Origin of the sequence: Leptolyngbya sp. 'hensonii', from assembly GCF_001939115.1 — a bacterium.
Taxonomy (GTDB): Bacteria; Cyanobacteriota; Cyanobacteriia.
Genome location: NZ_MQTZ01000001.1, coordinates 1 through 26,409 on the forward strand (window position 1 = coordinate 1; position 26,409 = coordinate 26,409).

Below are 26,409 nucleotides of genomic sequence, written 5' to 3' on the forward strand. Positions count from 1 at the left end.
GCTCGGCCTGGGCCAGAGAGCTGCCATTGTCAGTGGTGTGCTCAACGCCTTGCGGCATCAAAGGTTTACGCGGGGCTTGGGTTTTCCTTTTTGTGCCCCTTCAGTTTTGTGCTCAACGCCTTGCGGCATCAAAGGTTTACGCGGGACTACCATGGTGGTTTCTCCCCAAAAATCTGAGGTTGTGCTCAACGCCTTGCGGCATCAAAGGTTTACGCGGGCATCGGCCATGGCGTCTGCGAGTTTTTTGTTTTTGTGCTCAACGCCTTGCGGCATCAAAGGTTTACGCGGGCTACAAAGGATGGCGTTGTATAAAGCAGGAAGATGTGCTCAACGCCTTGCGGCATCAAAGGTTTACGCGGTTTATAAAATCACTAACACCATGACAGGCGAGTTCTAGTGCTCAACGCCTTGCGGCATCAAAGGTTTACGCGGTGGAGAACGCACTGAACAGTCGCCTGACTCACGATTTGTGCTCAACGCCTTGCGGCATCAAAGGTTTACGCGGCGAAAAAGCCCTCAGGTGAGGGCTAGGCCAGGTATGTGCTCAACGCCTTGCGGCATCAAAGGTTTACGCGGGTAAACGCTTGCCCACTCTTCGCACCGCTTGATTGGTGCTCAACGCCTTGCGGCATCAAAGGTTTACGCGGAAAGGTATCGTGGGCACCATAATCTTCAAGCCATTGTGCTCAACGCCTTGCGGCATCAAAGGTTTACGCGGCCCGCCTGGATGAATTTTTTGGCCAGTGGTACAAGTGCTCAACGCCTTGCGGCATCAAAGGTTTACGCGGCATTAACTCTCTTCCTGGGATACGTGGTCAGTGCCGTGCTCAACGCCTTGCGGCATCAAAGGTTTACGCGGTCGACTCCACCCCGTCATCGTATCGACGGTTAAGGTGCTCAACGCCTTGCGGCATCAAAGGTTTACGCGGTCACCTCAATTATCTAAGGCTTTCAGTCGCAATTCAGTGCTCAACGCCTTGCGGCATCAAAGGTTTACGCGGCTGACAGTAATGCGACCCTAAGATTGGTCGCCAATGAGTGCTCAACGCCTTGCGGCATCAAAGGTTTACGCGGGTGGCAGAAGCAGGAAGATTGTCAAACAGCAGCGGTTGTGCTCAACGCCTTGCGGCATCAAAGGTTTACGCGGGACTTGCTGACCTTAGCCCACTCAGCAGCTTTCTCGTGCTCAACGCCTTGCGGCATCAAAGGTTTACGCGGCTTGGGGCAATCCCGAAACAGTCCGCCTTGAGTTTAAGGTGCTCAACGCCTTGCGGCATCAAAGGTTTACGCGGGAGCGACCGCCACAGACAGATGAGCATGAGGCCAAGTGCTCAACGCCTTGCGGCATCAAAGGTTTACGCGGAAATTGTTCCCAGCGTTAGCGTCAAGTCTCCTTCAGCGTGCTCAACGCCTTGCGGCATCAAAGGTTTACGCGGAGTCAGAACCCCCTCAGCAACAGGTGTGATTCACCTAGTGCTCAACGCCTTGCGGCATCAAAGGTTTACGCGGCCTTGGCGACCGTGCGTGAGGAGATGACGCCATTGTGCTCAACGCCTTGCGGCATCAAAGGTTTACGCGGGGTGGAAGGATGTTTATCCTCAACTCCTGAACACCTAGTGCTCAACGCCTTGCGGCATCAAAGGTTTACGCGGTTATGAGCCAGAGTGAAATAGTCATTCTTCCTCCTGTGCTCAACGCCTTGCGGCATCAAAGGTTTACGCGGTCGTGTCAGCGGTGTTGCAGGCAACGAAGATCAAGAGTGCTCAACGCCTTGCGGCATCAAAGGTTTACGCGGCAGGCACAGGACGCATTAACCGCCCATCATGGCCGTGCTCAACGCCTTGCGGCATCAAAGGTTTACGCGGACAAAAAAAATTGCTGAGACGCAAAATGTATAGAGTGCTCAACGCCTTGCGGCATCAAAGGTTTACGCGGAACCTGACAGCTTTGTGGGGTGGCAATTTGCGACGGTGCTCAACGCCTTGCGGCATCAAAGGTTTACGCGGTTCGGGTGGATATAACTCAACCGCCCAGCGATCGGGTGCTCAACGCCTTGCGGCATCAAAGGTTTACGCGGCAAGATGGCCTGAATTGTGGTGGTACTAGGGCTTGTGTGCTCAACGCCTTGCGGCATCAAAGGTTTACGCGGCAGTCTGAATCCCAATTAAAGGCAGTTGAACGAGGTGCTCAACGCCTTGCGGCATCAAAGGTTTACGCGGTCCGACTGAATCGATACTCTGGCAGCCAACCACCGTGCTCAACGCCTTGCGGCATCAAAGGTTTACGCGGAATTGAACTGGAATTCCTCAAAGCTGACTACTCCGTGCTCAACGCCTTGCGGCATCAAAGGTTTACGCGGAGGTCAGTTCTGCCTTCCCACCCGTTGTCTCAACCGTGCTCAACGCCTTGCGGCATCAAAGGTTTACGCGGGAAAGTAGCCGCCATGCGTGGCGGATTAGAGGAAGTGCTCAACGCCTTGCGGCATCAAAGGTTTACGCGGATATCATGTATGACATGATTGTGCTACCATGTATGAGTGCTCAACGCCTTGCGGCATCAAAGGTTTACGCGGCAGCATGTTGGGCCGTATCCGGGTCCGCATAAATGTGCTCAACGCCTTGCGGCATCAAAGGTTTACGCGGTCGAAATCTACCCCCAAGTCAACGCCTAATGCCCGTGCTCAACGCCTTGCGGCATCAAAGGTTTACGCGGGTATTGCCAGTGAACGTAACTGAGCCTGACGGAAGTGCTCAACGCCTTGCGGCATCAAAGGTTTACGCGGGGTCCTTGCTCCTGGCAACCACCAAAGTCCTCTAGTGCTCAACGCCTTGCGGCATCAAAGGTTTACGCGGAGCGATCGCTAGATTTCCCACCAGCACTAGGCTGGCAGACAACTCTGCAAGCACCACATCAACCGTGAGGTTATTTTCACACACTTTCAGCCAAACCTCCATGAAGACTGAGTCTATCTAGCCTGGAATCCAGGCTCCGATATCGATTCCAACTGATGCAGGGATCTCAAGGGGAGATGAAAACGCTAAATCCTACGATTAGCAAGGGTTTCTGAGATTTTATCGGCATCCTTATCTATTACAAGCAGCCATGCTTGCCTCACAAGATCCGATGCCCTTCCTCATCCGTTGGCCAGGATTCTGGCCGATTACAGTGTTGCATCCGCTCCACGCAGCGGTTACATAAGCCAGTCAAGAGTAATCGATCGTCCTCTGTCAGAATTTTCTCCAGTTCCCAGCGCAATTTCTCCCGATCGCGCTGACTGAGCCAACAGCGAAAAATCGAGTACTGCAGACTCTCCCCATAGCCTTGCAGTAGCTTGTAGGCTCTTCGCCAACGCTTGGGGCAGCGAATATCATACGCAATGATGTACCAGTGTTTTGCCTCAGCCATGTGTATAATCCTGCCTGATATCAGGGATAAACCTGCGATCGCAATTCACATCCGGTGAACCCCAAGACTCACCGGACAGCAGACCTAACGGATCACCAATTGCCCAAACAGGCCCCCCTCTCCCGACCACTCCTTCTCTAACAACCGCACCTCCAACTCCAACAACCGCCGGTAGGTGAGGGAATAACCCGTCACCGGATGTTTCCAACTCTCTGCCTTGCGCCGCTCATACAGATCCACAAACTTGCGTCGCCCCGTATCACTGAGCCAGACCTGCACCCCGCGCACTTCAAAATCTGCCTGCACCTCCCATTGCCCCCGATTGATCGAGGCCATCGCTGTCATATCCACCAGGGGCACCCGAAAGATCTCCATCAAATCCAGGGCCAGGGGCGGAGCCTGGGTTCGGGGCTGATGGTAGAATCCCAGGGCTGGTTCCAGGCCAACGGTCAGAATGCTGTTCATGACATCTTTCAACAGCAGGGCATAACCAAAACTCAGGAGCGCATTGAACCGATCGCGGGGAGGACGGCGGTTGCGACCATCGAACTGCAGCAGCGGATCCACCTGATCGCCGATCAGATGGGGCAAGGCTCCGAAATAAAGCGCAGCCAGATTTCCTTCCAGACCCAGCAGCGTTTCCAGAGCGGGGGCTTTGTTCACCTGCTTCAGGGTGGCTTTCATCTGGTGGATGGCTTGCTGCAAGGCTTCTGGTACTGGGTCTTTCCCTCGCTGCCCCCGCATCAGAAACTTGCGCTGGCCCTGCCCCCGGCAGATGACCAGTTGGCGGGCCAGTTCCAGGCAGGTTTCTGGTTGGCTCAGGGCTCCGTACTGACGAATCCGTCGCTGGATACTCCCGTGGCGGTTGTCAAAACTCCCCAGGTAGCGGCCTCCACCAGAGATGAAGTGAACGCCGATGCCCTGTTCTGAACAAAAATGCAACGCCTGGGTGGAAATCTGGGAGAAACTGTGCAGCACTACCTGCCCGATCTGACGAATGGGAATCTTTTCGATCGGTTGATTGCGTCGAGTAATCTTCAGTTGGTCCCCGGTGCGGCCCACAGATGACCCTGGCTCCAGCACATGGATGATCTGCCGATCGTCATCCTGGGGAAACAGGCGCACGGGCTGCCATTCCCGATCGTGGGCCAGACGCGCCTCTTCCGGCAAACAGACGGAGGACAGGGAACAACGGGCGCAGAGCCGTTCGTTCTCAGTGACAGGAGGCCGATAAAGGGAAGCCCGCAGCGATCGGGCCTGGGCGATCGCAGTTTGCACGGTCTGTCTGCCCGCCTCATTCAAAGGCACATGCACCAGCACATTGTCCGCATGGTAGCGAATTCGTCCCTCCGCTACTGGCACCTGAAGTACAGTTTCGATCAGGCAGGCATAGGCCAAAATCTGGAGCCGATCGCTCTCCCATGCCTGAGGCTGGTTATGCTCGTCTCGATGGGAACGACCTCGTTTATGTTCATAGGGAATAGTGTTGCCATCACGGGTACGGAGGGCATCCACCCGTCCCCGCAGGCCCAGTTCTTCGCTTTCGAGGAAGAGTTCCTCCCAGGCTTCGTCTTCCTGTTTCTCCAGTTCAACGTGCAGCCTGCGTCCGGCGAAGACGGCAGCATCCTGGGTATAGAGTTCTTCGACTTCTTCCAGGTAAAACAGCCGAGGACAGTAAGCAAAGGCATGGAGGGCAGATACCCGCAGGGTAGCTTGTTGCGCGATCGAATCGTTCGTGATAACCATCATTTACTCCTTAAGGTTCAAGATTGGGAGCGCCTGACGGCATCAGTGGTGGGGTCTGCCATCGCACCCAAAGTCTGCCTGGGTGCGATGGGGCGACTCACTCCCCGTTTGGGGGCGTCTTTGCCCTAACTGGCAGCGGGCAGGTTGCGGGAACGGGTGGGGCGTCTGCGATCGGATTTCTTCTTCAGCCCAATGGACTGGGCTTCATTACTATCCGACCCATATTGCCCTTTGACCACTTCTTTCATCGCTAGCACCGCATTATGGAATTCCCACTCAGCTAACCGGGCCAGGTCAGAGGCGGCTCTGTACATTGCCTGCCGTTCTGTTTCAGTTTGTCGTTGGGCAATCATATTTTGGTAAGCCGCCTGGAGTGCTTCCGATGTTGCCTCAGTCCGAGTTGTACTGTAGGTCACGATCGTACCCAGACCATTGAGAGCCTCAATATCCTGGTTGATGACGCTGGGAGTCAGACGGCGATTGGTATTTTGAATTGGCATAAAAGAAGAAACGGTAAAGGAACCTCCTTACTATGTCAAGTTCAAGTAAAATTTTATACAGTGATATTGACGATTTACGTATGTCTGTGATCTCCCTGAGAATTAAAAGTTGATGGACAACATTGCCAATGCATACGGATCCATTCCCGATGGATGACGTAGCATTCAGTAAGATCCGAAGTCACCATGCCAATGGTGAGGCTAACATTGTTCATTGCAGCCGATGCATTCACGATCGCAGGCGATACAATCTCAATGCATGGGCTACCATTCCGTAACAACCGCAATCCCTTTGGGATTGTCAGGGCTGACATTGACAGGGGAGCGGGTGCAGGATGGGTTGTCGCAGCAACAGATTAAGCCTGCGCTGGGTTGATCAGTCCAGCTTTCTGGAACAGTTGCTGGGCAGTCAGGTGCAATCCCTCCAGGAGCGGATCGATCAGAGGTGTTGCTCCGGTACAGGTCAAAGGCGGGCGATCGGGATAGAAAACCGTAATACTTTGAGCTTGAGTATCCACAACCCACACTCTCAGTACCCCAGATGCCAGATAATCGGTGGCTTTCTCTACCATGACTCCGAAGGATTGACCGGGAGAGATTATTTCAATCGCCAATTCCGGCGGCACCGGGCAGGGGGCATCTTCAGCCCAGGTTGCCGGGAGACGATCGTAGGAGATGTAGGTCAGATCTGGAATCGGCACCCAGGATTGATCTTGTCGGACCAGGGACACCGCCCATTCAATCTGCGATCGTCCCCGGTTTTCGCTCCATTGACTCAGCAAAACAAAAAGAACGCCAGTGAGAGAACTGTGAAAATATTTGGGAGACATGGCAAGTTCCTGGAACTTGGGAACGGCCCGACCATTGACTAGCTCATAGCGCTGATCACTTGCAGGTAGAGCCAGAAATTCTTCCAGGGTCAAGAGTTTATCGGGTGCCTGAACCATCGTGATTGCTCCTGAACGTGCAGGGTTGTCTGAATTATAGCGAGGGGGTAGGGGTGGTTTATTGGCGATCGATATGATTAACTGTGATGAAATTTGCGGCATCCAGGCAAGCCTAACTATGGAGCAGCAATCAGATCATCCAGAACAACGACAAGGTTTTCCATCACCTACGTCGGCAGGTTTTCTGCTTGTAGCTGCGACTGGGAAACTGGCTTTAAAACCATCCTTTAAGGGAAATAACGATAGATTTCTTTCTGGTGTAACACTCGAACAAAACTCACGGTGCTTTCATTTACAGTTAGTCCAACTCGGTAATCACCCACTCTAATCCGGTAGTAGTCTCCTTGTGCCTTTAATTTTTTGACGTTGCTCAAATCTGCCAAACTATCTAGATTCTCGACCTCTTCGATGATGACTTGAATCCTCTGTAGCAGTTCTGCATCTTTGATCTTGCGGGTACATGTCACCTTTGCCCTCACCCTAAATCCCTCTCCCAAATTGGGAGAGGGACTTTGAAATGATTCGGCTCCCCTTCGCCCTTTTTGGGAGAAGGGGCTAGGGGATGTAGACGCGCAGCGGCTTCCCCTTGGGTGGGCAACCTTGCAAAACTGGGATGCTCTCTGTGGCATCCAGACAAGCCTGACTATGGAACAGCCATAACATCATCCAGAATAACCACGGGTAAATTGGGAATATTTCAGAATGCACGATCGTTTGTAAGGAAAAGTGTACAGTTCGTATTAATAGCTGTTGTGCTATGGATAGCATCAGGTGTTTTCAGGTTAGTTGCTGCTCTCAGAGTTGCAGCATCTCTGAGAATTTTCTGTGAAATAGGGATAAGTTGAATATCAGTACCCAAAAGTAGTTGCTCATAGGTTTGAGCTAAAGCTGTATTAGCTTGCTTAAGTGGCATCACCAAGCTTTCCAGTAGGACCAACTCACTACAAATCAGATCAATTTCACCTGCTTTCAACTTAAGCCACATGGGTTCTAAAATTGAAAAGTAATAAAGTAATTTGGAAATTTCTCAACACTGTAGATAATAATTTGGGTGTCTACATACACGAGACTTGACTGAGGAAAATTTAGCGGAGTGCATCCCACTTTTGTAGCCCTCTCCCTAAATCCCTCTCCCAGAACGGGAGAGGGACTTTGAATCTGGCTCCCCTTCTCCCTCTTTGGGAGAAGGGGCTGGGGGATGTAGACGCGCAGCGGCTTCCCCTTGGGTGGGCAACCTTGCAAAACTGGGATGCTCTCGATTTAGCGTTCCCATGATTCTCGTTCCGCATGGAGATATTGGTCAACTTCTTCTGATGTTTTGAAGAGTGGCTGACGATCTTGAGAATTATTAATAACATCTATTGCTGAGATGGTTGGAACAATAGGTTTTGTTCGCAGAACAACAAATACTTCAACTTCTTCACCCGCTGATTCAATTGGTAATTGAAGTTCAAGTTTGCCATCTGGGAGAACTTTAGTCGTAATACGAATGGCTGATTGCATGATGTTTTCCACTTTCAATTGTAGAGATGAAGGACGTATCTAAACTGTTCCGTACCGTCGTCGTAGGCTAGTTAAGCTTCAAAGGTGAGTCGCTGGGGGACGGTGCTAGCCATAACGCGAGAGCAGATGGGATAGGTCTATTGTAATTGAGGAAAAACGCCTGACGGCATCGGAGGTTGGCGATCGGGCTACGGGGGATGTTCTGTATTCAGTTTTCAAGGTTCGGAACGGTGTTGTGGGCGCGTGAGTGTATGGGTTTTGACTACGCTCAATGCACCCTATAGAATCGAGGGGATACTGAGCTTCGCTCCAACCTATGCTGCTACTGACTCAGGCTCTCTGGGAGTCCATGTCCAGGCTGTCGAAGGAGGTTCGATCGTAGCCTCCTCAATCGGAGCATAGAGAAAACTGGTTGTCTTACTGTTATCAGCCCGATCAATGCCCACAGTCAGCCGATATGACCCTTTCATTGGTGGATCATCCGGTTGCATCTGCACATACCAGAGTGTTGCAGGTGGTCTATCTACAATATCGATGCGATCGAACAGGAAGTTATTATCCCCTGCAAAGGGTAAGCCATAGCGGGGAATCGTAAGTTCTCCCCGAAGTCCCTGTTTGATTTGTTGAATTAACTGCAGATCTGCTTGCACACCTAACACCATATCCAAGCCCACCAAGAATTCTCGGCGGACAGGAACAATCCAATACTTTGCCCCATGAGTTCGAGCCGCAAGTTCTTTACCGGAAGCCCCTACAGGGTAACTATGAAGCTGTTGATAAAGAGTACAGACCTTACTTTCAAGACCTGGAATAACACCAATTGCTAATTGCAAACAGGGAATATTCACTCGAATCAAAGTTGTAGGACGATCAAGCCCCTCTCTCATCTCAATACCTGCCAGGTTCAAGACCAAACCCAGTGCGCTAGAAGGAGGCATGACTGGAGCTGTTGCCCGATAAACCCCAGCCTGAAATCCACGAAAAGCTGCAAAGGGGGCACGAATTCGTAACCAAAGATAATCCATTAATGGTACTCCTAGCTCAAAAATGCATCTGCAACATCAGCCAGTAATTTCTGAGGATTTTCATAGAGATGAACCCCTTCGTTTTCAAGATAGTCTTGCTGCTCAGGTTTTATGTTCCGAACAATCTCACCGCCAATCCAAAACTCTCCCCCCGGTAAATCACTGGCTTTAATCCGCTCCAGTTCCGAAAAACCACCCTGTTCATCAAACCCATAGGTGTCATAGCCCGCAACTAAGTTCGGTGTAAGGCGAAGCACAATGCTCCTGGGAGCCATTTCGTAATAACTACGCGCATGCCCGCCTGCCACATCTGAGAGTTGAGCGATCGCATTGAGCAGCGCTTTCGTCCAATCTGGTTTTGCTTTGCAATCAGAATAGGCTAGGGCAAAAGGATACTGATAGGCTGTATGCGCTACTTCTCGATGCAACAGCGCTGAAGTCGATGAATTTTTCCAGGGACTTGCGCCTGCATTCAACGGTGACTGATGGAAAGTGGCATCAAAACGATAAGGCGTGAGGGCGACTGCTAAATTCATTCGCAGAATGCTATCTCTCTTTGACGGCAAGCCCTTGTTCTTCTTGATTGCATCATTATCAGCGACCATGAAGCCAAACAAAAAGTCATCAGCATACTTTTCAGCATTGGGGAATTCCTTGAACTCCACTGCAAGCTGATCTTCATTATGTAAGCGAGTGCGATTGCAGGGCATCCCTGCTTTAATCAGCATTTCTCGCAGGGCGTTTCGCATGGACTCAGGACTAATGACCGTATATTCCTGTTTACCCTTGGCAATCTTCTGGAGCACAGTACGGTTTTCTTCGCTTTCACCACGATAGTTAGAACTGGGAGCAGGATAAGTGAGAACAGTTGCAAATAAGTTCTTGTTCATGATGTGATTATCTCTTGAGTTGGTGTGAATTAGCTATTGGCAGACAGAGCGAGTAACGTCAGAGTTCGGATCTTATCTGTCTCCTGGTATAAAGCTTTGGTCAGGTCCACATAATCATCAGATTTCATGTGCTGGGGAACAGAACATAGGCTAGAGACAAAGTAATTAACAAAATCCATTTGCTCTGTACGGCTACGAATATCTAGAAATGCAGACTTAGCAACCTTAGCTTTCATCTCGGCATACTTCTTGTAGTCAGGGCGTTGATTTAATTCATCATTCTTTAGCCCTTTCCATTCTGGCTTCCACTCCAAGTCATACTTGGCTTTCAGTTTGCGATTGACATAGTTACTGACCAATCGAAAAACCAGTGGTTCAATCGTAGTTGAACCATTCAATGTTGCAGTCTCATCCATTTGTTTTGCCTCTTCGATTAAAACTTTTAGCTTCTCTCGCACATCCCGCCGAAAGTAATCATTCTCAATACTTTGTTCATAGGGCAAGGTGCATAGTAAAGCGTCGAATCCGTTATGCCAGGGTTGCTGGTTGATCAGGTTTAATAAGCATTGTCTACGGAACAACGGACTCCAATAATGGCCTCGAATTTGAGCATACTCATCTAACATTTCCTCTTCTGGATTAAGTCTCGTCACACTTAAAACACGCACATTATTGCCCTGCTTCTCAGTGTGGATAACATCAATTCCAAACACTGTTGAACTGATTGATTGTTCCCCAGTTGTTTGAGTCAGGCGATCGTGTAGCCGCTTCATTAAATCCAGAGCACTTTCCATCGCAAGATCCACAATACAGTCACGAGGACGATAGCCAGACAGCTCAGGGGAACGATCGCCTAAAATGCCTACGATTTCCTCGCAAAACCATTGCAAATACGCAACATCTGGAATCGCCAATGCATAGCCTACAAAGTTACGTTTACCTTCGTTATCAACTACAGCAGGCACATAGATCTGTGTGGCAAACAGCCAGAAATGCAACAAAAACTGAAATCGTGCCCGGTCTTTAAATGGTACATTTTCAGCATTGTTTGCCTGCGCTCCCAAGAAATAGGTGCTAGGCAAATCGACGGTAAATTCAGCAGGCTGAACCAACTGCTTCCAAACATTTGCGGCATCTTCACAGTATGCTCTATCTGATCTGGCCTCAAAGGGCTTACGAGTTGCAGGAACACCCCGCAGAATGCTCCACACCATATCTCGCCACAGTTTTATCCAATGCCCATTTTTTCCATCCGAGCTACGGTCATAGCTCGAATCAACCAGAAACGATCCTCTGGGAACCACGACTGGATAGATATAGACCTTTTTCGTTTTCTGCTTTCCCTTCGCATCCGTTTCCTGCCGCTCTTCTTCCCGTCGAGGTTGGATAATCTCTTTCTGCTTATTCTTCAGAGGTTGAGCCCGTTCCTGTTCTTCTACAGTGGCAGCATAGATCTCATCAAACAGGATTTCTACGCCAGCCGGGTTGAGTTCTAGCGTTGCACCTCGATCATCCAGTCGAGTCAGGCAACAGATAGCCCCATTCTTGACCTTATCCTGAAAAGTCGGTTGCCGTTCCAGCCAGCGGACAACCAGCACCAGTCCTGCCAGCCCTGCCCGATGCTGGGAGGAAGGTAACTCAGCAAGCTGATAGTTCAGTGTCAAAACCTCGACAGTTAGTTGTGCTTTTGTCTTAGCCAAGTCCTACCTCCTTTAAAAGGCTTACAATTGGTTTATGCAATTTCAATGGGATTCACAAAAGGCAAAAACGAATCTTCAGAAGCACAATATTTCTTTTGAAGAGGCTGTTACTGTGTTTGGCGATCCGCTAGCAGTCACAATTGAAGATCCAGATCACTCCATTGGTGAGATGAGATTCTTAACGATCGGGCTTTCGATTCTACGACGATTGCTAGTGGTATCTCATACAGATAGAGCAGAGGAAGTCCGTTTAATCAGTGCACGTTTAGCAACTCGAAGGGAAAGAAAAAACTATGAATTCGGAGAATGAATTAAAGAATGATGACATGTGCCCTGAATACGATTTTTCAGAAGGTGTTCGTGGTAAGTATTATGAGGCATATCAAAAATCCAAAAATATAGTTGTTCTTGACCCAGATGTTGCAGCTATATTCCCGGATTCGGCAGCAGTAAACGAGGCATTGCGATTGCTGGCTAAAATTGCCAAATCTGTTAAAGCTTGATAATGATTGACTAGCCAAGTTCCACCTCAAAAATAGTCAACACATCAACCCCACGACGACGGAAGTGATCAGTAATGTCATGGGGATGTGAACATCCATGTATAGTGCAATAGGCATCTAAAAAACCCCTTGTGCTTTCATACGCAAGTAAAAGGGAGATCGCTTTGCTGCAGCCTGGTCACTCTGAACCTGCTGCCACTCTGCTCGGATCTCCTGATCGATCTCCGCCTGATGATCGAAGTAGTAACCCATCGCAGCATGAGTTTCAGCAGGCGTAAGGTACGAATGCTGACGACACATCTCTTCCACAGACCAGCCATAGGACAGGTAGTCCATCACAATCTGGGCAACTCGAATGCGTGGATGGCTAGTTAATCGAGCAGGTTCACCACTTTGTTTTTGAATATGGGGATAAGTTAGTTCGTAAGCAGTCATCTATGTAAGCTCCTGTTAATAGTCATTTCTAAGGTTACTGAATCATTTTTGATGCAAAGAGAAGTGCAAGACTTTTCTGCTTTTAACCAAGCTCCACTTCTTCCAAAGGCTTGGTAATAAATCCTCGGTGCTCATCATAGTGACCCTCCCATGTGGCGACACCAAGATATTTAGGCAACCAATTATGCTCCTCTGTGCGCGCATTAGCCCATTTCTTAGGAATGCTAATGATGTATGGCTCTTTTCGGTATTTTTCAGATGAATCGAGAATAGTTTTAACATCGGGCAAATCCCTATCCAAAACGCAGGGTATGGCAAAGTCATCCGTATCACGAAAACTACCAGGAGTTGCGTAGTAACCACTGTCTAGAAAACGAGCACTGCCGTCAGGTTCTCGTTCAGGTGGAGCATACCGCTCCAGTGCTTCGGCAAATTGGTGTTGACTGATATCACAGTCCTTAAACTCTTGCAAGAAAGCTGCTGCCACCTTCAACTCATCTTTTTGATAGGGCAAATGACTAGGAGGAAAATAGGTGTGTAATCTAGCTCGAAATTCTTGCCCCCTGGCCAGATGACGATTAGCCCTTCCAAACCGCTGCACCAACGAGGGAATTGGCGCAACTTCCGTGATCAATACGTCTGCGTCCAAATCTAAGCTCATTTCACAAACCTGAGTCGTGACGGCGATCGCCGCCTTTCGTTCTTCTGAACCCTTCTGAATTGCAAACGCAGCAACTGTCTTAGCATGGACAGCTTGACGATCGCACAACCGAAAACGACTGTGATAGGTCAGTACTTCGGCATCGAGATCTCGTAGCGCAGTAGTGAGCTTTTGGGCGATCGTCAGACACCGGTCCACCGTGTTGACCACCCAGAGAACTCGCTCACCTTGCTGATAAGCACTCACTGCTTGATTAAAGGCTGCCTCAAAATTAGCAACAGGTTCAAGATAATAGCGGGGATGCTTTTCCTTCTCCTCTAAATCAGGCAAAATCTCTCGGTCTGCTTCAGTGGGATAAGCTTTTAGCCCCACTTTCTCCAGGCGTTTGCGCCGCGACGGTGGCAGCGTTGCCGTCATACACAGCACTGGAAGGTCAAAATTCTCCAAAAAGCTGACCAGAGAATCAAACATTCGCTGATCAAAGCTATGAACTTCATCAATAATAACTGCACTATCTGCCAGAACAGGCAATAAACAGAGACTTTGGTAACTGTGTTCCACAAAGCCAAGAAATTGATCAACTGTGGCACTAAAAAAGCGACGTGACCAGAAGCCTAATGCATAGAGTCGTTCATCTGCCTGAAAATCCTTACCCTGAATGGCATCACTTGGATTCTCTTGCATTGCTTCCAGTTCATAACGGGCAGTTCCCGTAATCAAAGCTGCATCTGCTTCTGGTGCCCAACCCACATAATCCCGGAAGCCTTCCGTAGCTGTACCTCTGGTGGGATACAGAAAAATCACTTTCCCGATGTTGTACTCCCGCGATTGCTGCTCTGCCCACTTCCAGGCTCCCAGTGTTTTTCCAGCTCCACAAGCAGCCAGTAGCAACGCTTTAGAACCCTGTTTGGCTATCTGCTTTTGAAATTCCTGTAGTGTTTGGTCTTGGAGAACTTCAAGTTGAGCAGGGGTATGTTTCGTCAGAAATGCTTTTTGGTCAAAGGCTTGCCCTGCCTGACGTGCCCTGATTTGTCCAATCCGAGGATTAATAATGGCGGTAGCAATTTGGTCTTGACCAATGGCATCAGCATGGACAACGGCTTCGATCCAATCGGTAATATCTTTATTTTCTCGCACCAATCCTGAAGCAGCAGCATCCGCCACGATCAACCCGGCCTTGATCGCAACCAGGAGCGATCTCCGTGGGTTGTCTGCCCCAACATTTCGCTTAAAGTGGCGACCTGCATCTTTTCCTTTTTTATAAGCCTGGTCCCAGATTGAGCCTGCCTTCCAACTGGCTTGGGGTAGGACTGGAATATCTGTTAGGGTAGCGATCGCAGCAATACGCTCTAAAATTCGATTGACTTCATCATGGTTGAGATACAACGTGACCGACGTTTTGAGGGTTTGAGGCTGACACCAGCGATAATTCTTGAGTTTTTCACTGGTTTCTTTGTCGTCTTTCACCGTAATCTGACTTTCAGAAGCCTTCAAGTGATGCGATAAAACAGCAGCAGTGATGACATCAATATCCAGGTTTGAATTTTGTGCTAACCAATTACGAACTTCCGACAAACATAGCACTAATGCACTCAAATGCTCATGACGCAGGGTTTGAGCTTTGAATCCTGGAGTTGAGACGGCTGCGTAAAAATCCTCATTTGCTTTGCCAATGTCGTGAAACAAAGCTGCTATTCGCAAATTGAGCAGGAATTTTTCCTGAATCTCCCGACCTTGAATCTTGAAAAGGCGACACCAATTCTGTCCCCACCGACCATCCAACCGAAAGATTTGACTAGCACAGGTTTCTGTATCGCGCAAATGAGCTTCCAGCGTAATCACCCGATCTCCACGCTTGCTCTTTGCCAATAACTGCTCAGGAAGATTAGGCATCATAAAACCTCCAGGCACGCGGGAAACTGGTGAAGACGCCACATCCCATACGATGCTTACCACCTAATCCAAATTGCTGAAGTTTGATAGAATCTTCATCGCTCAGATCGGTAATGACCAGGCTAAATCCAACGACTGAATAGGTTTTGATTTTAATCGCTTTACGGGCTGGCTCCCCATCTTCATTCAGAGGGAGAATCAGATTCCCTTGAATTCCCAAAGCATCTAGTTGGCGCTGAGCAGCTTCTTTAAAGGGTTCTGGCTCCTGGAATTTCTTAATCGTGACAATCCGAGAGCGCAACTTATCAACCGGATACAACGGAAAAATCTGAGGAATGCTCAACTGAATGCGATGATTGCCGATCGTTAGTTGCTGTCCAGCCAGCGGCAGTACTAACGCAATTTGTGCGGGCTCATAAGGCAAACGGATTCTCAGTTTCGACTGCCGGGAAAGCTCAATCTTGCCCTGGCCATCCGGCTTGCCTGAAATTGTTTGAATACTTAGCTCTTCCTGCTCATGAATTTGCGGGCAAAGATGGGCGATCGCACTATACAGCCCATACCCATGATCCGCAGGCAGCGTCTGCCCGATGACACCAAAGCTCAACTCCACATAAGGTAGACTCAAGCCCTCCCTTACCATTGATGATTGATCCGTTGCTAGCACCTTTTACCTTCCTTAGAAAGAATTTGTTCATTTGTACTGCACCCCCAGTAGAAAAACAGTAAATCCAGGGAATTTTTTTACGATCGCCCCCGACTACCCCACAACCACCAGCACCTCTGCCGCCAGCAGCTCCAACTTCGGAAACATCCCTGAGACGATCGGCTCATTGGCCCGTACCATCTGCCCCCGATACTCCCCATCCACCAGCGAGTAGACCGTCACCGTCGGTTGCTTCGGCCTTCCAATGTGACGCCACCCCCCCAGTGCCCGATAATCCACAATCCAATACTCCCCAATCCCCAGCGCCTCATAATCCTCCAGCTTCTTGGCATAGTCATCCTGCCAGTTCGTGCTCACCACCTCCACCACCAACCGGGCCGAAGCTCCCCGCACGATCGTCGAAGCCGTCTTCCACAGAGGTTCTACCTCCAATTGGGTGCGATCGAGCACAATCACATCCGGGACATACCCATCCAGATCACTCGCTGGTTTCACACAGCAGGTATTGGGAATAAACCAGGGCAGATTCAGCCGCTCAATTTCCCGATCCAGCTTGCGGGTGATCAGACTGGCAATTTCCTCATGGTCTCCCCTGGGTCGCACCTCTCGTACCTCCCCATCTATCAGTTCATAGCGTTTACCATCCTCTGGATACTCAGCCAGAAACTCTGTGAAAGTCTTTAGCTGTCGCAGGACTTGAATCATGGTTGACCTCCCTTGTAGGAATTCTGCATCTGGGATACCTCCGTTTTAACCAATTGCACCAGCTCCGGCGGCTCCCGCACGATCGCCCCCTGGCCATACCCCAACACCCATCGCTTCAGATCATTCATCCCCCGCACCATCAGGTGTAACGTCAGCGACCCATCCGGATGTTCGTGAATTTCCTGGGTCGGATGCCAGCGCCGCTCCCGGATATAGGGAGCCGTCGGCGCATCAAACCAGATCACAACCGGGAGCGGCACCCCACCTGCCTCATGCTGAAAAATCATCTCCAGATGATCTCTGGCATCAAACGTAGGGTCAGGGACAAAAGTTTCTGCCAGCACTTGCAAGCGCTTAATCCGATCGACCCGAAACCAGCGCATCTCTTGCCGATTGTGGCAGTAGCCAATCACATAGGGATTGGTGCCTCGATAGATATGCAGCACATAGGGGTCCAAATTACGATCAGACGTTGCATTGCGACCTGCTGTGTAATACGTCATGTGAACCGTTTTGTGATTTCGACAGGCATCCTCCAACTGATGCCAAACCTCCGGGTCCAGATTGATTTCTGCCCCGGAGCGGAACAAAATCCGTTCTTCAGCCACCTGCTGCAGGTCTACCCAGGTTTGCTCAGGGAGCCGTTCTGCTAATCGAGCAATGGCCGATCGAAGCTCCAGACTGTAAGCAGACCCGGCATAGGCTTCTAGCATCCTGGCCCCCAATGTCAGGGCAAAGAGTTCACCCCTGGTCAGGGGAATGGTCGGCAACCGCCAGTCTGGATCGGTGTAGTAATAGCCCCTGGCCTTGCTCCACTCGATCGGAGCCTGGTAGCGATCGCGCAGAAACGTGAGGTCATTACGAATGGTGCGCTCACTGACCTCCACTGCCTCCGCCAGACTGGTGGACGTTTGCCGTCTCCCCTGTCGCAATAATCCGTCGATTTCCAGTAGCCGTTCCAGATGCCTTGACATACCCGTATCCGATGAATTGGGTCTATCTTAAACAGGCAACCCGGCAAAATTCTTTCCGAGTTCACAGAACTGAGAATGTTTACAGAGGAGTGGGCAGGTCAGAATAGTCCTACTCCAGCACTGAAACTACTCTCAGACACCCAGAATCCCGCAGATATACTATTTGCACTACTCTATTTGCTTAATGCTGAGGGCAAACAGGCTGATCTTGCAGGCATCACCAGTCTAAGTAAGTAGGTGGTTACATTTAATTGTAAGAAGGGGGGCTGGGGGCTTTGCCCCCTTCACCCCCACTAGCTATGTTCAGTTTAATTACGCCCATCTACTTACCATGTAAATTAAGTTTTTGGTTTCAAGTGAGCGAGTAGTAACCTGTTCTCAGTCCTATTGTTACCCGAGTAGACATGAAGAACTGTCAGGTCGAACTGCGTCCAACCGACCGCGATTATCTCGAGAATCTGTTGCGTAAAGGTCAACTGGGAGTCGGGCAATTTAAGCGGGCGACGGGTCTTCTAGAACTTGATCGAGGCAAAGCGATCAGTGCTGTTGCAACGACCTTAGGAGTTTCAGAGACGACGGTGCGGGTGTGGCGCAACCGCTATGAGCAGGAAGAGTTGCAGATGCTGCATGGCAAGCCGCGCCTTTCATCTCGACGCTGACCCTATCGCCTACAGGGCGAGCCTTCCCGTCTAAGAGGTAAGATGTTGATCAGGGGCAAAACGGCCTTTGATTGAAGGGATAGCCACAAGAGAGATGATGGATCCTGGAGTAATTTTGGCCAATGGTCTACAGCCTGAGTCAGTTCTGTCTACTCCAGAGCAATTATTGCCTCTGGGAACAAACAGCACAAGCCTTGCCTCTTCCAGTGAGCAGGTGATTCTGGAATGTAGCCATTGGTTAAGTTTTCATCGGGTTTGGGGGCAGTTTCCAACCCCAGTATTAACCGCGATCGCCCAGTCATTGAAATGCTTCCGTGTAGAACCCCAAACGTTGATCTACCAGGAAGGACAAAAAAACATTGGGCTATACCTGCTCAAGTGGGGCACAGTCGAGATCTACCGGCTTTCCCCGATTGGGAAATCTCTGATTCGCTATCGCAGTGCTGGAGAGCTATTCGGTTATGCATCCCTGATGGCAATCCCAGAAAACGGCAGGCACCAGACGCAAGCGATCACCCTCACGGCTAGTGAAATCTGGTTTTTGCCCGAGGCTGAGTTTCGTCAGTTGATGCAACAGTATGCCGAATTTGAACGGATGTTCAATACGCTGTTAGCGCAAGATTTAAATGCCTTCAGTGCCCGCATTGCTCAAGAGCAACGCCGGATTCAAGGGTTACAGTCTTATATTCAAGCGGTTCCAACTGGAGCAAAAATCCTGGGCCACAGCAAAGCCAGTCAAAAGTTGGCAGAACAACTGGATCAAGCTGCTGACAGTCTAAAACCTGTCTTGTTTCAAGCCCAACCAGGAACTGGAAAAACCTTTCTGGCCGGACTGATCCATTCCCGTTCTGGAATCGCAGCCCAACCTTTTGCTGAATTAGATTGTACCAAGTTACCCCGATCAGAAGATGGTAGGCTCAATACCGATTGCTTATTTGGCAGAGTCGCTGGACAGACCGGCGTCCTCGAACTGCTGGAGCGGGGAACCCTACTGCTGAATAATGTCCAAGTTTTGAGTGAGGGCGATCGGGCACGCCTCACCCATTACTGCAAAACGGGTAGCATCCTACCGAATCATGGTCTCAGTGGTTCTAATACTCTGACAACCGAGCCTCCCAAGCCGATTCAGTCTTGGGTACGCTTAATCCTCGCCGCACCGGACAAACTAGAGTTGCCAGAGGTAGACGCAATTCCGATCAAGCTGTTCAGCTTACCCCAGCGTAAAGCAGATATTCCAGATTTTGCCCGTTATTTCCTGGCCCAGTTTTGTCAGGCCCACAATCGTCCGCTGCTGGCTCTGGATCAGTCTGATCTGCGTCGCTTGATTAGCTATGACTACCCTGGCAACCTCACAGAACTGGCAGAAATCCTGCATCGCGCAGTGATCATGACGCCACCAGGGCAAGTTGTGATTTCAGAACAAGCCCTCTGGTCGGTGCAGTCTGCGAAGAACGCCTTCCGAGTGGATTTGCTCACCCATGTGCCCTGGCTGCGGCAACTATTGCTGAGTCGCTGGTACCCAGAGGGTATCTGGATGGTGATGATGGCATTTTTTGTGCCCGTCACGATCGCCGGGTTGATTGGGCCTCAGACCCGCGAGAGTAGCGTGACCCTCAATCTCTTTTGGGCCTGGTGGTGGCCGGGTTATCTGTTTCTATTTGTCTTTGTCGGTCGGCTCTGGTGCGCCGTTTGCCCCTTTATGATCACAGCAGAATGGCTCCGCCGTTTTTCCCTCTGGCTGTTTCCGCGTCAGCAACTGACCTGGAATACCCAATGGCTGAATCGATGGGGAGCCTGGATCCTGTTTGGTGGCTTTGTGGCAATTTATTTGTGGGAAAAGCTGTGGGATTTGCCCCATCATGCGCTGCTTTCTGCTTGGTTGCTCCTGGCGATTACAACTGGAGCAGTCATTTTTAGCCTGATTTATGAGCGGCGGCTCTGGTGTCGCTATTTGTGCCCGATCGGTGGCATGAACGGGATGTTCGCCAAGCTGGCAATGGTGGAGTTGCGATCGACCCAACAGGTCTGCGGTAGCCAATGCAGCACCTTTGGCTGCTATAAAGGCAGTGATGCAACTCCTGTTAACTTTACAGATGCGTTGCCTACGGAAGGTCAGGCCACGGGGGGCTGTCCGCTTTACACCCATCCGGCCCAATTGCAAGACAACCGAGACTGCGTGCTCTGTATGACCTGTCTCAAAGCCTGCTCCCATCGATCGGTGCAGCTCAACTTGCGGTTTCCCACAGCAGACCTCTTAGACCACCCTCAGGGTTTTGGAGCGGAAGTCGCACTGCTGCTGCTGCTGTTTGGTGGCGTATTGATGCACCATACTGAGCGAATTTTAGGATGGTTGGGCTTCCACAATATTCCCATTGACGCGAATCATTTACTGACCAGTACGCCGATCGTCCTTGCCCTGCTCAGCATTCCCGCTGCGTTGACCTATCTGACTCACACGATCGCCCGCTTCCTTGACCCCAAACAACCTGTCTATCTCACGGTCATCTACGCTTATTTACCCTTTACCCTGGCCGCAAACTTAACCCATTATGTCCCAGCGGGCGTGATGGAGGCGGGTCAAATTTTGCCTGTCCTGGCGCGAACCCTGGGCTTTAGCGGCGCAGGTTTGCCAGCCCTCACCTGGAGTGCAGATGTGGCAGCATTTCTTCAAGGCGTCACACTCCTCTCCGCTCTGGTTTTCAGTATCTATCCGCTGTTACGCATTACCAAACGCCCCTTGCTCAGCAATCTGCCCCATTTGATCCTTATGCTTGGGTTTACAATTTTCTTTTTCAAGCTGATGATATGACGTTCAATTCAGGTGTCAAGCTATGCCAAAAAAGTCATTTGAAGACAAGTATCCCAACATTGCTCAATGGGTTTATGAGCATCAGGGCATTATTGAAATTGGTAACGACCCCGATGGCCCACTAACGTCGTTTGTGCGGGCGATCGACATGGGCGGGATGCCCTGGGAAGGCGAGGATGAATACGAATCGCTGGATGATGCACTACTGGATCTGGAGGCAGGAGTGCAGGAATATCTGAGGAAGATCTACGGGGAGTGAAGGTAGGCAAGCAATTAGCAGAGGGCAGGGAAGCGAGGGCTATGGCAGAATAGGAGCATGGCACAAACCATTGCAGTCACAGAGATGGTTAAAAGTCTTGCCGAAGCAGAGGCAAAGTTTGGGCTGCAACGAAATTCTGACCCACAGTTTTTCCGAGAATGGGTTGATGCCTTACCATCCCTGACAGACCCAGAACTCGCTGACTTGGGGGTGATGTATCGGCGGTTAACCTATCACCGCTCCACCAATGAACTGTTGGAGGGTTCTGTTACCCTCCTGGCAGCATCTCCCTTACTGGAACTCGCTGGCTTTTACGATCCACCTTTCAGAATGCGGTCTGAAACCGCGATCGAATGGGTGCTGAATGATGGGGAAGAAATCCTGCGAGGGCGTATTGATCTGCTGATTATGCAGAACCAATTTTGGGTGTTGGTGGTGGAATCCAAAAAGACCAGCATTTCTGTGCGATCGGCATTGCCTCAAGCTCTAGCCTACATAATGGCAAACACGAATCCTGACCAATTGCTCTTTGGCATGATCACGAATGGGGATGATGTGCTGTTTATTAAGTTGCTGCAACAACCCACGCCCCAATATGGCTTGTCACGAGCCTTTTCACTCTATACGTTGCCTAGTGAAGCCCAACAGGTCTTGCAAATCTTGAAACGGATGGGTGAACTAATCACTCAATAGTGATCGCACCGGATTGAACCAAATCGATAAATACGAAAATATTGAGCTTGTGAATCTCTGATTCAGCGCCTCTTGAAACCAAGTGCGATCGCCCGTGGAGTAAAATAAACAGTATTGGCAAAATCAAAGTTATTCATCTTCAAGCCATTGACGAAACAACAGGCTGAACTTTATGCCAATCTACAGTGACATTACCGAAGTTATTGGTTGTACTCCTCTTGTCCGGCTGCAACGCTTACCCCAGCAGTTTGGCTGTGTTGCTGAAATGGTGCTGAAACTAGAAGGCATGAATCCAGCCAAGTCCGTGAAAGATCGGATCGCTGTCAGCATGATGCTCGAAGCAGAACGAGCGGGGCTGATTCAACCCGGAATTTCGACGATCGTGGAGGCCACCTCCGGGAATACCGGGATCGGGTTAGCGATGGTCTGTGCCGCCAAGGGCTATCGCCTGATTCTGACCATGCCAGACGGCATGAGCCAGGAACGACGGCAAATTGTTCAGGCGTATGGTGCAGAGGTGATTTTGACTCCGGCTGAAGCTGATATGCAGGGGGCGATCTCCCATGCCAATCAACTGGTGGCAACAATTCCCCAAGCTTTTTCACCGCATCAATTCAGCAATCCTGCCAACCCTAAAATCCACTACGACACCACTGGGCCTGAAATTTGGCAGGACACCGATGGTGATATTGCCGCGTTAGTCGTCGGTGTGGGGACAGGCGGCACGTTGACTGGTGCTGGACGCTATCTCAAACAACAAAATCCCAAGCTCCAAATTGTTGCCATCGAACCCGTAAACAGTAAGGTGCTGAGTGGCCAGCCTGCAGGCGAACATAATTTACAAGGCATTGGCGCAGGGTTTATCCCAGATGTCCTGCGAGTCGATTTAATCGATGAAATTGTCACCGTCACCGAAGCAGAGGCTTACGAGATTGGACGACAATTGGCGCGCGTAGAAGGCATCATCAGTGGTATCTCAACAGGCGCAGCGGTCTATGCAGGATTACAAATCGGGCAGCGATCGCACTACCAAGATCAACGGATTGTGATCATTCAGCCTAGTGCAGGAGAACGCTATCTCAGCACGGCAATGTGGGATGAGAATAGCACAGAAACTACTTCACATTAGATTTTCCTGGTAGTCGAGTACCAGAAACGGGCGTTGCTGAATAGAAGTATGATTTTCGTGCTTGAGCCTTATGCAGCCCTCACCCTAGCCCTCTCCCAAAGGAGAGGGAACAAGAGTTTTAGCTCCCTTCTCCTGCGGGAGAAGGGTTGGGGATGAGGGTAATTCATATTTGCATTCAGCAAAGCCTTTTCTGGGAATCGGCGATACTTCAACTCAAGATATCTGAAGGAACAATAGACATTTAAACAGCTTAGATACTTTTTTAATAGTAGCATTAATCATCATATGGTTATATAGTATATAACAGAAGTGATGAGCTCTCTGAAAGTGGCGCTTTCTTTTTTAATTCCCTTTGCGATCGCTCTGATTACGGCCTGGATTACCTATGAAAGCCAGGAAGACATCGTGAAAACCTTCCTTGTCATGACAATCAGTCTGCTGGTGAGTTTCGCTGGGCACCCTGGCTGGTACAAATTCTGGTTTTGATCGTGAGTTTAGGGGCAATGCGCTATTTTTGCGATCGCCATTCCTGCCACAATGCTGCAAAACAGCATTGAGTAATTGCTGTAATCATTCAGTTAACTGACCTGATGAGAAGCAATCGATTTTTAACTCTATTTAGGAATTGATGCCATGAAAAGAATTCTGGTTTTAGGTGGTGGAATGGGGGGTGTGGAAGCTGCGATCGCCCTGACCCAAAAACTCAAGGGCGATTATCAAATTGACCTGATCTCCAACCGTGACTTCCTGTATATCTATCCCGCGTCCATCTGGCTGACGGTGGGTAAGCGCACCCTGGAAGACCTCTCAGTGCCCTTGACACAACTCGCCGAAATTCATGGCTTTAATTTCCTGCAAGAAGAGGTGAAAGAGGTCAGAGCTAAAGAACGATTGGTTCTCACGACATCACAAGAGTATTCCTATGATTATCTCATTATCGCTTTGGGTGGTTCTAAGCTAAAGCCCAAAGGTGTTGAGAATACCCTATCTATTTGCGGCTCACCATTGGATGGAATGCAAATTCAAGAGCGGTTCCTGGAGCTAGTCGAGCGGGGAGAAGGCAAGATTGCCTGCGGGTTTAGCGGTAATCCCCAGGATGCAACGGCAGTCCGAGGTGGACCCGTGTTTGAGGTCTTGTTTAATTTCGATACCTATTTGCGGGAAAAGGGCTTGCGCGATCGCTTTGAACTCACTTTCTTTAGCCCCTCTGATGCCCCTGGAAAGCGGCTGGGGGCAGGGGGGCTGGCCCAATTACAACAATTGTTCCAGGAACGCGGTATTACTATCGTGTCTGGCAAAAAGATCAAGGAATTTACCAGCAGTGGCGTGACCTTTGAGGATGATACTCACGTCGTAACCGATCTCACTGTTTTTACACCGGGAATGACTGGCACACCTATCCTCAAGCAATCTGACCTACCCCTGACCGCAGCAGGGTTTGTCCCCGTCAGCGATACTGCACAGGTAAACGGATTTGAAAATTGCTATGCGATCGGTGACAGTTCCTATTTTGAGGGACCCGACTGGCGGGCACGACAGGGGCATTTAGCCGAAGTGATGGCACGCACGGCGGCGGAAAATGTTGCCCGACAAGAGCGTGGAGAAGCAGCAACAGCCAGCTTCCGGGAAGAGATTAACCTGCTGTGCATTATGGATACAGGCACAGAAGGTGTCTTTGTCTACCGGGATGAGAACCGAGAAATGGCACCCCGAGGAGCCTGGGCACGCTGGGCAAAACTGGCATGGGAAAAATATTACAAGTTGAATAAATTAGGAAAAGTTCCACGTCTACTATGAACCAACTTAAAGAATGGGGATTCTCAGGCCATTGGTGGCGCGGTCAGAAAGGCGAATACTGGGTAATCGGTCAAATAATCCTCTCCATTAGTTTTGCCCTGTTGCCAGTCTACCCAATTGTCGCTGTAGAGACGTTGTCTCCTGTTTGGAAATACATAGGTTGGGGAATCACTGGTCTTTTTAGCCTAATTTCCGCATTGTTATTACTTTCGGGAGGATTAGAGTTAGGTGCAAATCTTACTCTCTTACCCCACCCTAAAGATAACGGGGAATTGGTAACCAGTGGAGTTTACGGAGTAGTAAGGCATCCTATTTATAGTGGCGTAGTTTTTTTAGCGATCGCCTACAGTTGCTGGCAATGGAGTTTATTCCATGCGATCGGTGCCATGCTATTACTACTATTTTTTGACATCAAAGCCAGAAAAGAAGAAGTATGGTTGAAGCACAAATTTTCTGATTATGAAGTTTATCGATCGCAAGTCAAAAAACTAATTCCCTGGATCTATTAAGGGAGCCATGAAACCGATGGCTATGAAGCGATTTGCGACTAGTTGGAGCGTCAGTTGGGGATTGAGGCAAAGTATAAAATGGTGCATAAACTAGTGCATTATCGCTTGGAGTCCTCCCCCAAAGTGCCACGACCTGTGAGTGTGGAGCAGTCAAGCCAGTTACGAGAGGCATATAAAATGGTATTAGTTGCCTCCTGCATCAATGCATGATTGCCGCAGCTCGGAAGTTTCTGCGTCCGATCCCGGTAGTTGTGGATGTCAAGGTTTCTGCCAGTTGGGGTGAATAACCTGCTATACAATAACCAGACGTTTCAGGATTTGCGCGACGGCATACAGTTCATTGCCTTCAGCGGTGCTGAGGGTAAATTTGTCTGACAGGGCATAGTGGGAGGAGTCGCGATCGCATTTAACGAACAGGCAATCTTCTCCGGTAGTAATCAGAGCGAACACGGGAGAAATTGGTGCACCAACAATATAGGCTAAGGTTTGGGCGATCGCTTGTCGCACACTAAACCCATAGGGTTTACTTTCAATCACAATTAACCAGAGGCGATCGTGAATCACCAAGGCATCGATCAACCCATCCAGTTGGGTATCACCGTCTTCAATTTCAAACCGGATATATTTTTCACTCCGGACTTGGTAAGGCGGGTCGATGAAGCCCAGGGTTTCCAGCAGGGGTGACAGCAGAATTAAGTTGACGGTACCTTCAGTGATGGCTCCGCTATCGGCGTAGTAGAGATAACGCTGTTTGAGATGATCGAGCCTTGCCTTCTCGGTATCGGTCAATGGAGGCAATAGCGCTTTCCATTCGGTGAAAAAGGTGGCATCGGTGCTGGGCACAATGCCTAGCCTCGCGTGGGCTTCGGTGAGATTGGTAATCGCTTTGGTGATACCGAGGCTAACCATCGGAGTTTTAGCAGTGGGGAATGGGTTCTACGCTAGCATTCTTCAGCAATATAGTCCCAAATTTCATCCAGGCCAGCTTCTGCAAGCGGAC

At 49.9% G+C, this 26,409-nt stretch carries 26 protein-coding genes and 1 CRISPR repeat array; of the genes, 10 read left to right on the plus strand and 16 right to left on the minus strand.

Annotated elements, in window-relative coordinates; genetic code table 11:
- The first annotated feature begins 37 nt into the window (after positions 1 to 37).
- Positions 38 to 2,852: a CRISPR direct-repeat array (repeat unit 36 nt; unit sequence GTGCTCAACGCCTTGCGGCATCAAAGGTTTACGCGG).
- A gap of 259 nt (positions 2,853 to 3,111) precedes the next feature.
- From cas2 to cmx8, 10 genes are all read right to left on the minus strand, one after another.
- A complete protein-coding gene (gene cas2 / locus BST81_RS00005; RefSeq protein WP_075596490.1) occupies positions 3,112 to 3,405 on the minus strand; it encodes a CRISPR-associated endonuclease Cas2 in 294 nt (97 codons plus the stop codon).
- An 84-nt stretch (positions 3,406 to 3,489) separates the two neighbouring features.
- The gene (gene cas1 / locus BST81_RS00010; protein ID WP_075596491.1) at positions 3,490 to 5,154 is read right to left on the minus strand and encodes a type I-MYXAN CRISPR-associated endonuclease Cas1; all 1,665 of its coding nucleotides are present in this window, start codon (positions 5,152 to 5,154) and stop codon (positions 3,490 to 3,492) included.
- Positions 5,155 to 5,276: 122 nt separating this feature from the next.
- Positions 5,277 to 5,651 carry a hypothetical protein gene (locus tag BST81_RS00015; RefSeq protein WP_075596492.1) on the minus strand — a complete coding sequence of 125 codons (375 nt, stop codon included), beginning with the start codon at positions 5,649 to 5,651 and terminating at the stop codon, positions 5,277 to 5,279.
- 356 nt (positions 5,652 to 6,007) lie between these two features.
- The gene (locus BST81_RS00020) at positions 6,008 to 6,598 is read right to left on the minus strand and encodes a Uma2 family endonuclease (RefSeq protein ID WP_075596493.1); all 591 of its coding nucleotides are present in this window, start codon (positions 6,596 to 6,598) and stop codon (positions 6,008 to 6,010) included.
- A gap of 227 nt (positions 6,599 to 6,825) precedes the next feature.
- Positions 6,826 to 7,065 carry a type II toxin-antitoxin system RelE/ParE family toxin gene (locus tag BST81_RS28350; RefSeq protein WP_216351155.1) on the minus strand — a complete coding sequence of 80 codons (240 nt, stop codon included), beginning with the start codon at positions 7,063 to 7,065 and terminating at the stop codon, positions 6,826 to 6,828.
- Between the two features lie 230 nt (positions 7,066 to 7,295).
- Positions 7,296 to 7,583, minus strand: a complete 288-nt coding sequence (locus BST81_RS00030) for a PIN domain-containing protein (protein ID WP_075596495.1) — start codon at positions 7,581 to 7,583, stop codon at positions 7,296 to 7,298.
- A 275-nt stretch (positions 7,584 to 7,858) separates the two neighbouring features.
- Positions 7,859 to 8,101 (minus strand): hypothetical protein, encoded by a 243-nt coding sequence (locus BST81_RS00035; RefSeq protein WP_075596496.1) that lies wholly within the window; start codon positions 8,099 to 8,101, stop codon positions 7,859 to 7,861.
- 314 nt (positions 8,102 to 8,415) lie between these two features.
- Positions 8,416 to 9,126 carry a type I-MYXAN CRISPR-associated protein Cas5/Cmx5/DevS gene (cas5, locus tag BST81_RS00040; RefSeq protein WP_075596497.1) on the minus strand — a complete coding sequence of 237 codons (711 nt, stop codon included), beginning with the start codon at positions 9,124 to 9,126 and terminating at the stop codon, positions 8,416 to 8,418.
- Positions 9,127 to 9,137: 11 nt separating this feature from the next.
- Positions 9,138 to 10,016 (minus strand): type I-B CRISPR-associated protein Cas7/Cst2/DevR, encoded by an 879-nt coding sequence (locus BST81_RS00045; protein ID WP_171974618.1) that lies wholly within the window; start codon positions 10,014 to 10,016, stop codon positions 9,138 to 9,140.
- A gap of 29 nt (positions 10,017 to 10,045) precedes the next feature.
- Positions 10,046 to 11,716 (minus strand): type I-MYXAN CRISPR-associated protein Cmx8, encoded by a 1,671-nt coding sequence (gene cmx8, locus BST81_RS00050; RefSeq protein WP_075596499.1) that lies wholly within the window; start codon positions 11,714 to 11,716, stop codon positions 10,046 to 10,048.
- A gap of 34 nt (positions 11,717 to 11,750) precedes the next feature.
- Here cmx8 and BST81_RS00055 point away from each other — a divergent pair, with 34 nt between their 5' ends.
- Both BST81_RS00055 and BST81_RS00060 read left to right on the plus strand, forming a co-directional pair.
- Positions 11,751 to 12,026 (plus strand): BrnT family toxin, encoded by a 276-nt coding sequence (locus BST81_RS00055; protein ID WP_075596500.1) that lies wholly within the window; start codon positions 11,751 to 11,753, stop codon positions 12,024 to 12,026.
- On the plus strand, positions 12,010 to 12,219 hold the full coding sequence (locus BST81_RS00060; RefSeq protein WP_075596501.1) for a hypothetical protein: 210 nt from the start codon (positions 12,010 to 12,012) through the stop codon (positions 12,217 to 12,219). Before BST81_RS00055 ends, BST81_RS00060 begins: the two co-directional genes overlap by 17 nt.
- 117 nt (positions 12,220 to 12,336) lie before the next feature.
- Here the strand turns inward: BST81_RS00060 and BST81_RS00065 are convergent, their stop codons facing one another.
- The 5 genes from BST81_RS00065 to BST81_RS00085 all read right to left on the minus strand — a co-directional run bounded on the left by BST81_RS00065 (position 12,337) and on the right by BST81_RS00085 (position 17,554).
- Positions 12,337 to 12,654 (minus strand): DUF433 domain-containing protein, encoded by a 318-nt coding sequence (locus BST81_RS00065; RefSeq protein ID WP_075596502.1) that lies wholly within the window; start codon positions 12,652 to 12,654, stop codon positions 12,337 to 12,339.
- An 82-nt stretch (positions 12,655 to 12,736) separates the two neighbouring features.
- Positions 12,737 to 15,211 (minus strand): CRISPR-associated helicase Cas3', encoded by a 2,475-nt coding sequence (cas3, locus tag BST81_RS00070; protein ID WP_216351156.1) that lies wholly within the window; start codon positions 15,209 to 15,211, stop codon positions 12,737 to 12,739.
- The gene (gene cas6 / locus BST81_RS00075; protein WP_171974619.1) at positions 15,201 to 15,836 is read right to left on the minus strand and encodes a type I-MYXAN CRISPR-associated protein Cas6/Cmx6; all 636 of its coding nucleotides are present in this window, start codon (positions 15,834 to 15,836) and stop codon (positions 15,201 to 15,203) included. Before cas6 ends, cas3 begins: the two co-directional genes overlap by 11 nt.
- Before the next feature lie 132 nt (positions 15,837 to 15,968).
- Positions 15,969 to 16,580 (minus strand): Uma2 family endonuclease, encoded by a 612-nt coding sequence (locus BST81_RS00080; RefSeq protein WP_075596505.1) that lies wholly within the window; start codon positions 16,578 to 16,580, stop codon positions 15,969 to 15,971.
- Complete coding sequence (locus BST81_RS00085) at positions 16,577 to 17,554, minus strand: YafY family protein (protein ID WP_075596506.1); 978 nt, start codon at positions 17,552 to 17,554, stop codon at positions 16,577 to 16,579. Before BST81_RS00085 ends, BST81_RS00080 begins: the two co-directional genes overlap by 4 nt.
- 461 nt (positions 17,555 to 18,015) lie before the next feature.
- On the opposite strand from BST81_RS00085, the gene BST81_RS00090 reads away from it, so the two are divergent.
- From BST81_RS00090 to BST81_RS00120, 8 genes are all read left to right on the plus strand, one after another.
- Positions 18,016 to 18,213: a helix-turn-helix domain-containing protein gene (locus BST81_RS00090; protein ID WP_171974620.1), complete on the plus strand. Its 198-nt coding sequence runs from the start codon at positions 18,016 to 18,018 to the stop codon at positions 18,211 to 18,213.
- A gap of 94 nt (positions 18,214 to 18,307) precedes the next feature.
- The gene (locus BST81_RS00095) at positions 18,308 to 21,022 is read left to right on the plus strand and encodes a cyclic nucleotide-binding domain-containing protein (protein WP_253188029.1); all 2,715 of its coding nucleotides are present in this window, start codon (positions 18,308 to 18,310) and stop codon (positions 21,020 to 21,022) included.
- Between the two features lie 22 nt (positions 21,023 to 21,044).
- Positions 21,045 to 21,281 carry a hypothetical protein gene (locus BST81_RS00100; protein ID WP_075596508.1) on the plus strand — a complete coding sequence of 79 codons (237 nt, stop codon included), beginning with the start codon at positions 21,045 to 21,047 and terminating at the stop codon, positions 21,279 to 21,281.
- A gap of 57 nt (positions 21,282 to 21,338) precedes the next feature.
- On the plus strand, positions 21,339 to 21,974 hold the full coding sequence (locus BST81_RS00105) for a type I restriction enzyme HsdR N-terminal domain-containing protein (RefSeq protein WP_075596509.1): 636 nt from the start codon (positions 21,339 to 21,341) through the stop codon (positions 21,972 to 21,974).
- A 172-nt stretch (positions 21,975 to 22,146) separates the two neighbouring features.
- Positions 22,147 to 23,103 carry a cysteine synthase A gene (cysK, locus tag BST81_RS00110; protein WP_075596510.1) on the plus strand — a complete coding sequence of 319 codons (957 nt, stop codon included), beginning with the start codon at positions 22,147 to 22,149 and terminating at the stop codon, positions 23,101 to 23,103.
- A 312-nt stretch (positions 23,104 to 23,415) separates the two neighbouring features.
- On the plus strand, positions 23,416 to 23,589 hold the full coding sequence (locus BST81_RS27845; protein WP_171974621.1) for a hypothetical protein: 174 nt from the start codon (positions 23,416 to 23,418) through the stop codon (positions 23,587 to 23,589).
- 147 nt (positions 23,590 to 23,736) lie between these two features.
- The gene (locus BST81_RS00115) at positions 23,737 to 24,900 is read left to right on the plus strand and encodes an FAD-dependent oxidoreductase (RefSeq protein WP_075596511.1); all 1,164 of its coding nucleotides are present in this window, start codon (positions 23,737 to 23,739) and stop codon (positions 24,898 to 24,900) included.
- A complete protein-coding gene (locus tag BST81_RS00120; protein WP_075596512.1) occupies positions 24,897 to 25,409 on the plus strand; it encodes an isoprenylcysteine carboxylmethyltransferase family protein in 513 nt (170 codons plus the stop codon). Before BST81_RS00115 ends, BST81_RS00120 begins: the two co-directional genes overlap by 4 nt.
- A 291-nt stretch (positions 25,410 to 25,700) precedes the next feature.
- On the opposite strand, the gene BST81_RS00125 is transcribed toward BST81_RS00120, so the two are convergent.
- Positions 25,701 to 26,318, minus strand: coding sequence for a type I restriction endonuclease subunit R (locus BST81_RS00125; RefSeq protein ID WP_075596513.1), 618 nt, complete (start codon positions 26,316 to 26,318; stop codon positions 25,701 to 25,703).
- Positions 26,319 to 26,409 lie beyond the last annotated feature (91 nt).

Bases quoted from the DNA above. Each gene is read 5' to 3' on its own strand.
- cas2 (WP_075596490.1), bottom strand. From the start codon at position 3,405: ATGGCTGAGGCAAAACACTGGTACATCATTGCGTATGATATTCGCTGC.
- cas1 (WP_075596491.1), bottom strand. From the start codon at position 5,154: ATGATGGTTATCACGAACGATTCGATCGCGCAACAAGCTACCCTGCGG.
- BST81_RS00015 (WP_075596492.1), bottom strand. From the start codon at position 5,651: ATGCCAATTCAAAATACCAATCGCCGTCTGACTCCCAGCGTCATCAAC.
- BST81_RS00020 (WP_075596493.1), bottom strand. From the start codon at position 6,598: ATGGTTCAGGCACCCGATAAACTCTTGACCCTGGAAGAATTTCTGGCT.
- BST81_RS00030 (WP_075596495.1), bottom strand. From the start codon at position 7,583: ATGTGGCTTAAGTTGAAAGCAGGTGAAATTGATCTGATTTGTAGTGAG.
- BST81_RS00035 (WP_075596496.1), bottom strand. From the start codon at position 8,101: ATGCAATCAGCCATTCGTATTACGACTAAAGTTCTCCCAGATGGCAAA.
- cas5 (WP_075596497.1), bottom strand. From the start codon at position 9,126: ATGGATTATCTTTGGTTACGAATTCGTGCCCCCTTTGCAGCTTTTCGT.
- BST81_RS00045 (WP_171974618.1), bottom strand. From the start codon at position 10,016: ATGAACAAGAACTTATTTGCAACTGTTCTCACTTATCCTGCTCCCAGT.
- BST81_RS00055 (WP_075596500.1), top strand. From the start codon at position 11,751: ATGCAATTTCAATGGGATTCACAAAAGGCAAAAACGAATCTTCAGAAG.
- BST81_RS00060 (WP_075596501.1), top strand. From the start codon at position 12,010: ATGAATTCGGAGAATGAATTAAAGAATGATGACATGTGCCCTGAATAC.
- BST81_RS00065 (WP_075596502.1), bottom strand. From the start codon at position 12,654: ATGACTGCTTACGAACTAACTTATCCCCATATTCAAAAACAAAGTGGT.
- cas3 (WP_216351156.1), bottom strand. From the start codon at position 15,211: ATGATGCCTAATCTTCCTGAGCAGTTATTGGCAAAGAGCAAGCGTGGA.
- BST81_RS00080 (WP_075596505.1), bottom strand. From the start codon at position 16,580: ATGATTCAAGTCCTGCGACAGCTAAAGACTTTCACAGAGTTTCTGGCT.
- BST81_RS00085 (WP_075596506.1), bottom strand. From the start codon at position 17,554: ATGTCAAGGCATCTGGAACGGCTACTGGAAATCGACGGATTATTGCGA.
- BST81_RS00095 (WP_253188029.1), top strand. From the start codon at position 18,308: ATGATGGATCCTGGAGTAATTTTGGCCAATGGTCTACAGCCTGAGTCA.
- BST81_RS00100 (WP_075596508.1), top strand. From the start codon at position 21,045: ATGCCAAAAAAGTCATTTGAAGACAAGTATCCCAACATTGCTCAATGG.
- BST81_RS00105 (WP_075596509.1), top strand. From the start codon at position 21,339: ATGGCACAAACCATTGCAGTCACAGAGATGGTTAAAAGTCTTGCCGAA.
- cysK (WP_075596510.1), top strand. From the start codon at position 22,147: ATGCCAATCTACAGTGACATTACCGAAGTTATTGGTTGTACTCCTCTT.
- BST81_RS27845 (WP_171974621.1), top strand. From the start codon at position 23,416: ATGAGCTCTCTGAAAGTGGCGCTTTCTTTTTTAATTCCCTTTGCGATC.
- BST81_RS00115 (WP_075596511.1), top strand. From the start codon at position 23,737: ATGAAAAGAATTCTGGTTTTAGGTGGTGGAATGGGGGGTGTGGAAGCT.
- BST81_RS00120 (WP_075596512.1), top strand. From the start codon at position 24,897: ATGAACCAACTTAAAGAATGGGGATTCTCAGGCCATTGGTGGCGCGGT.
- BST81_RS00125 (WP_075596513.1), bottom strand. From the start codon at position 26,318: ATGGTTAGCCTCGGTATCACCAAAGCGATTACCAATCTCACCGAAGCC.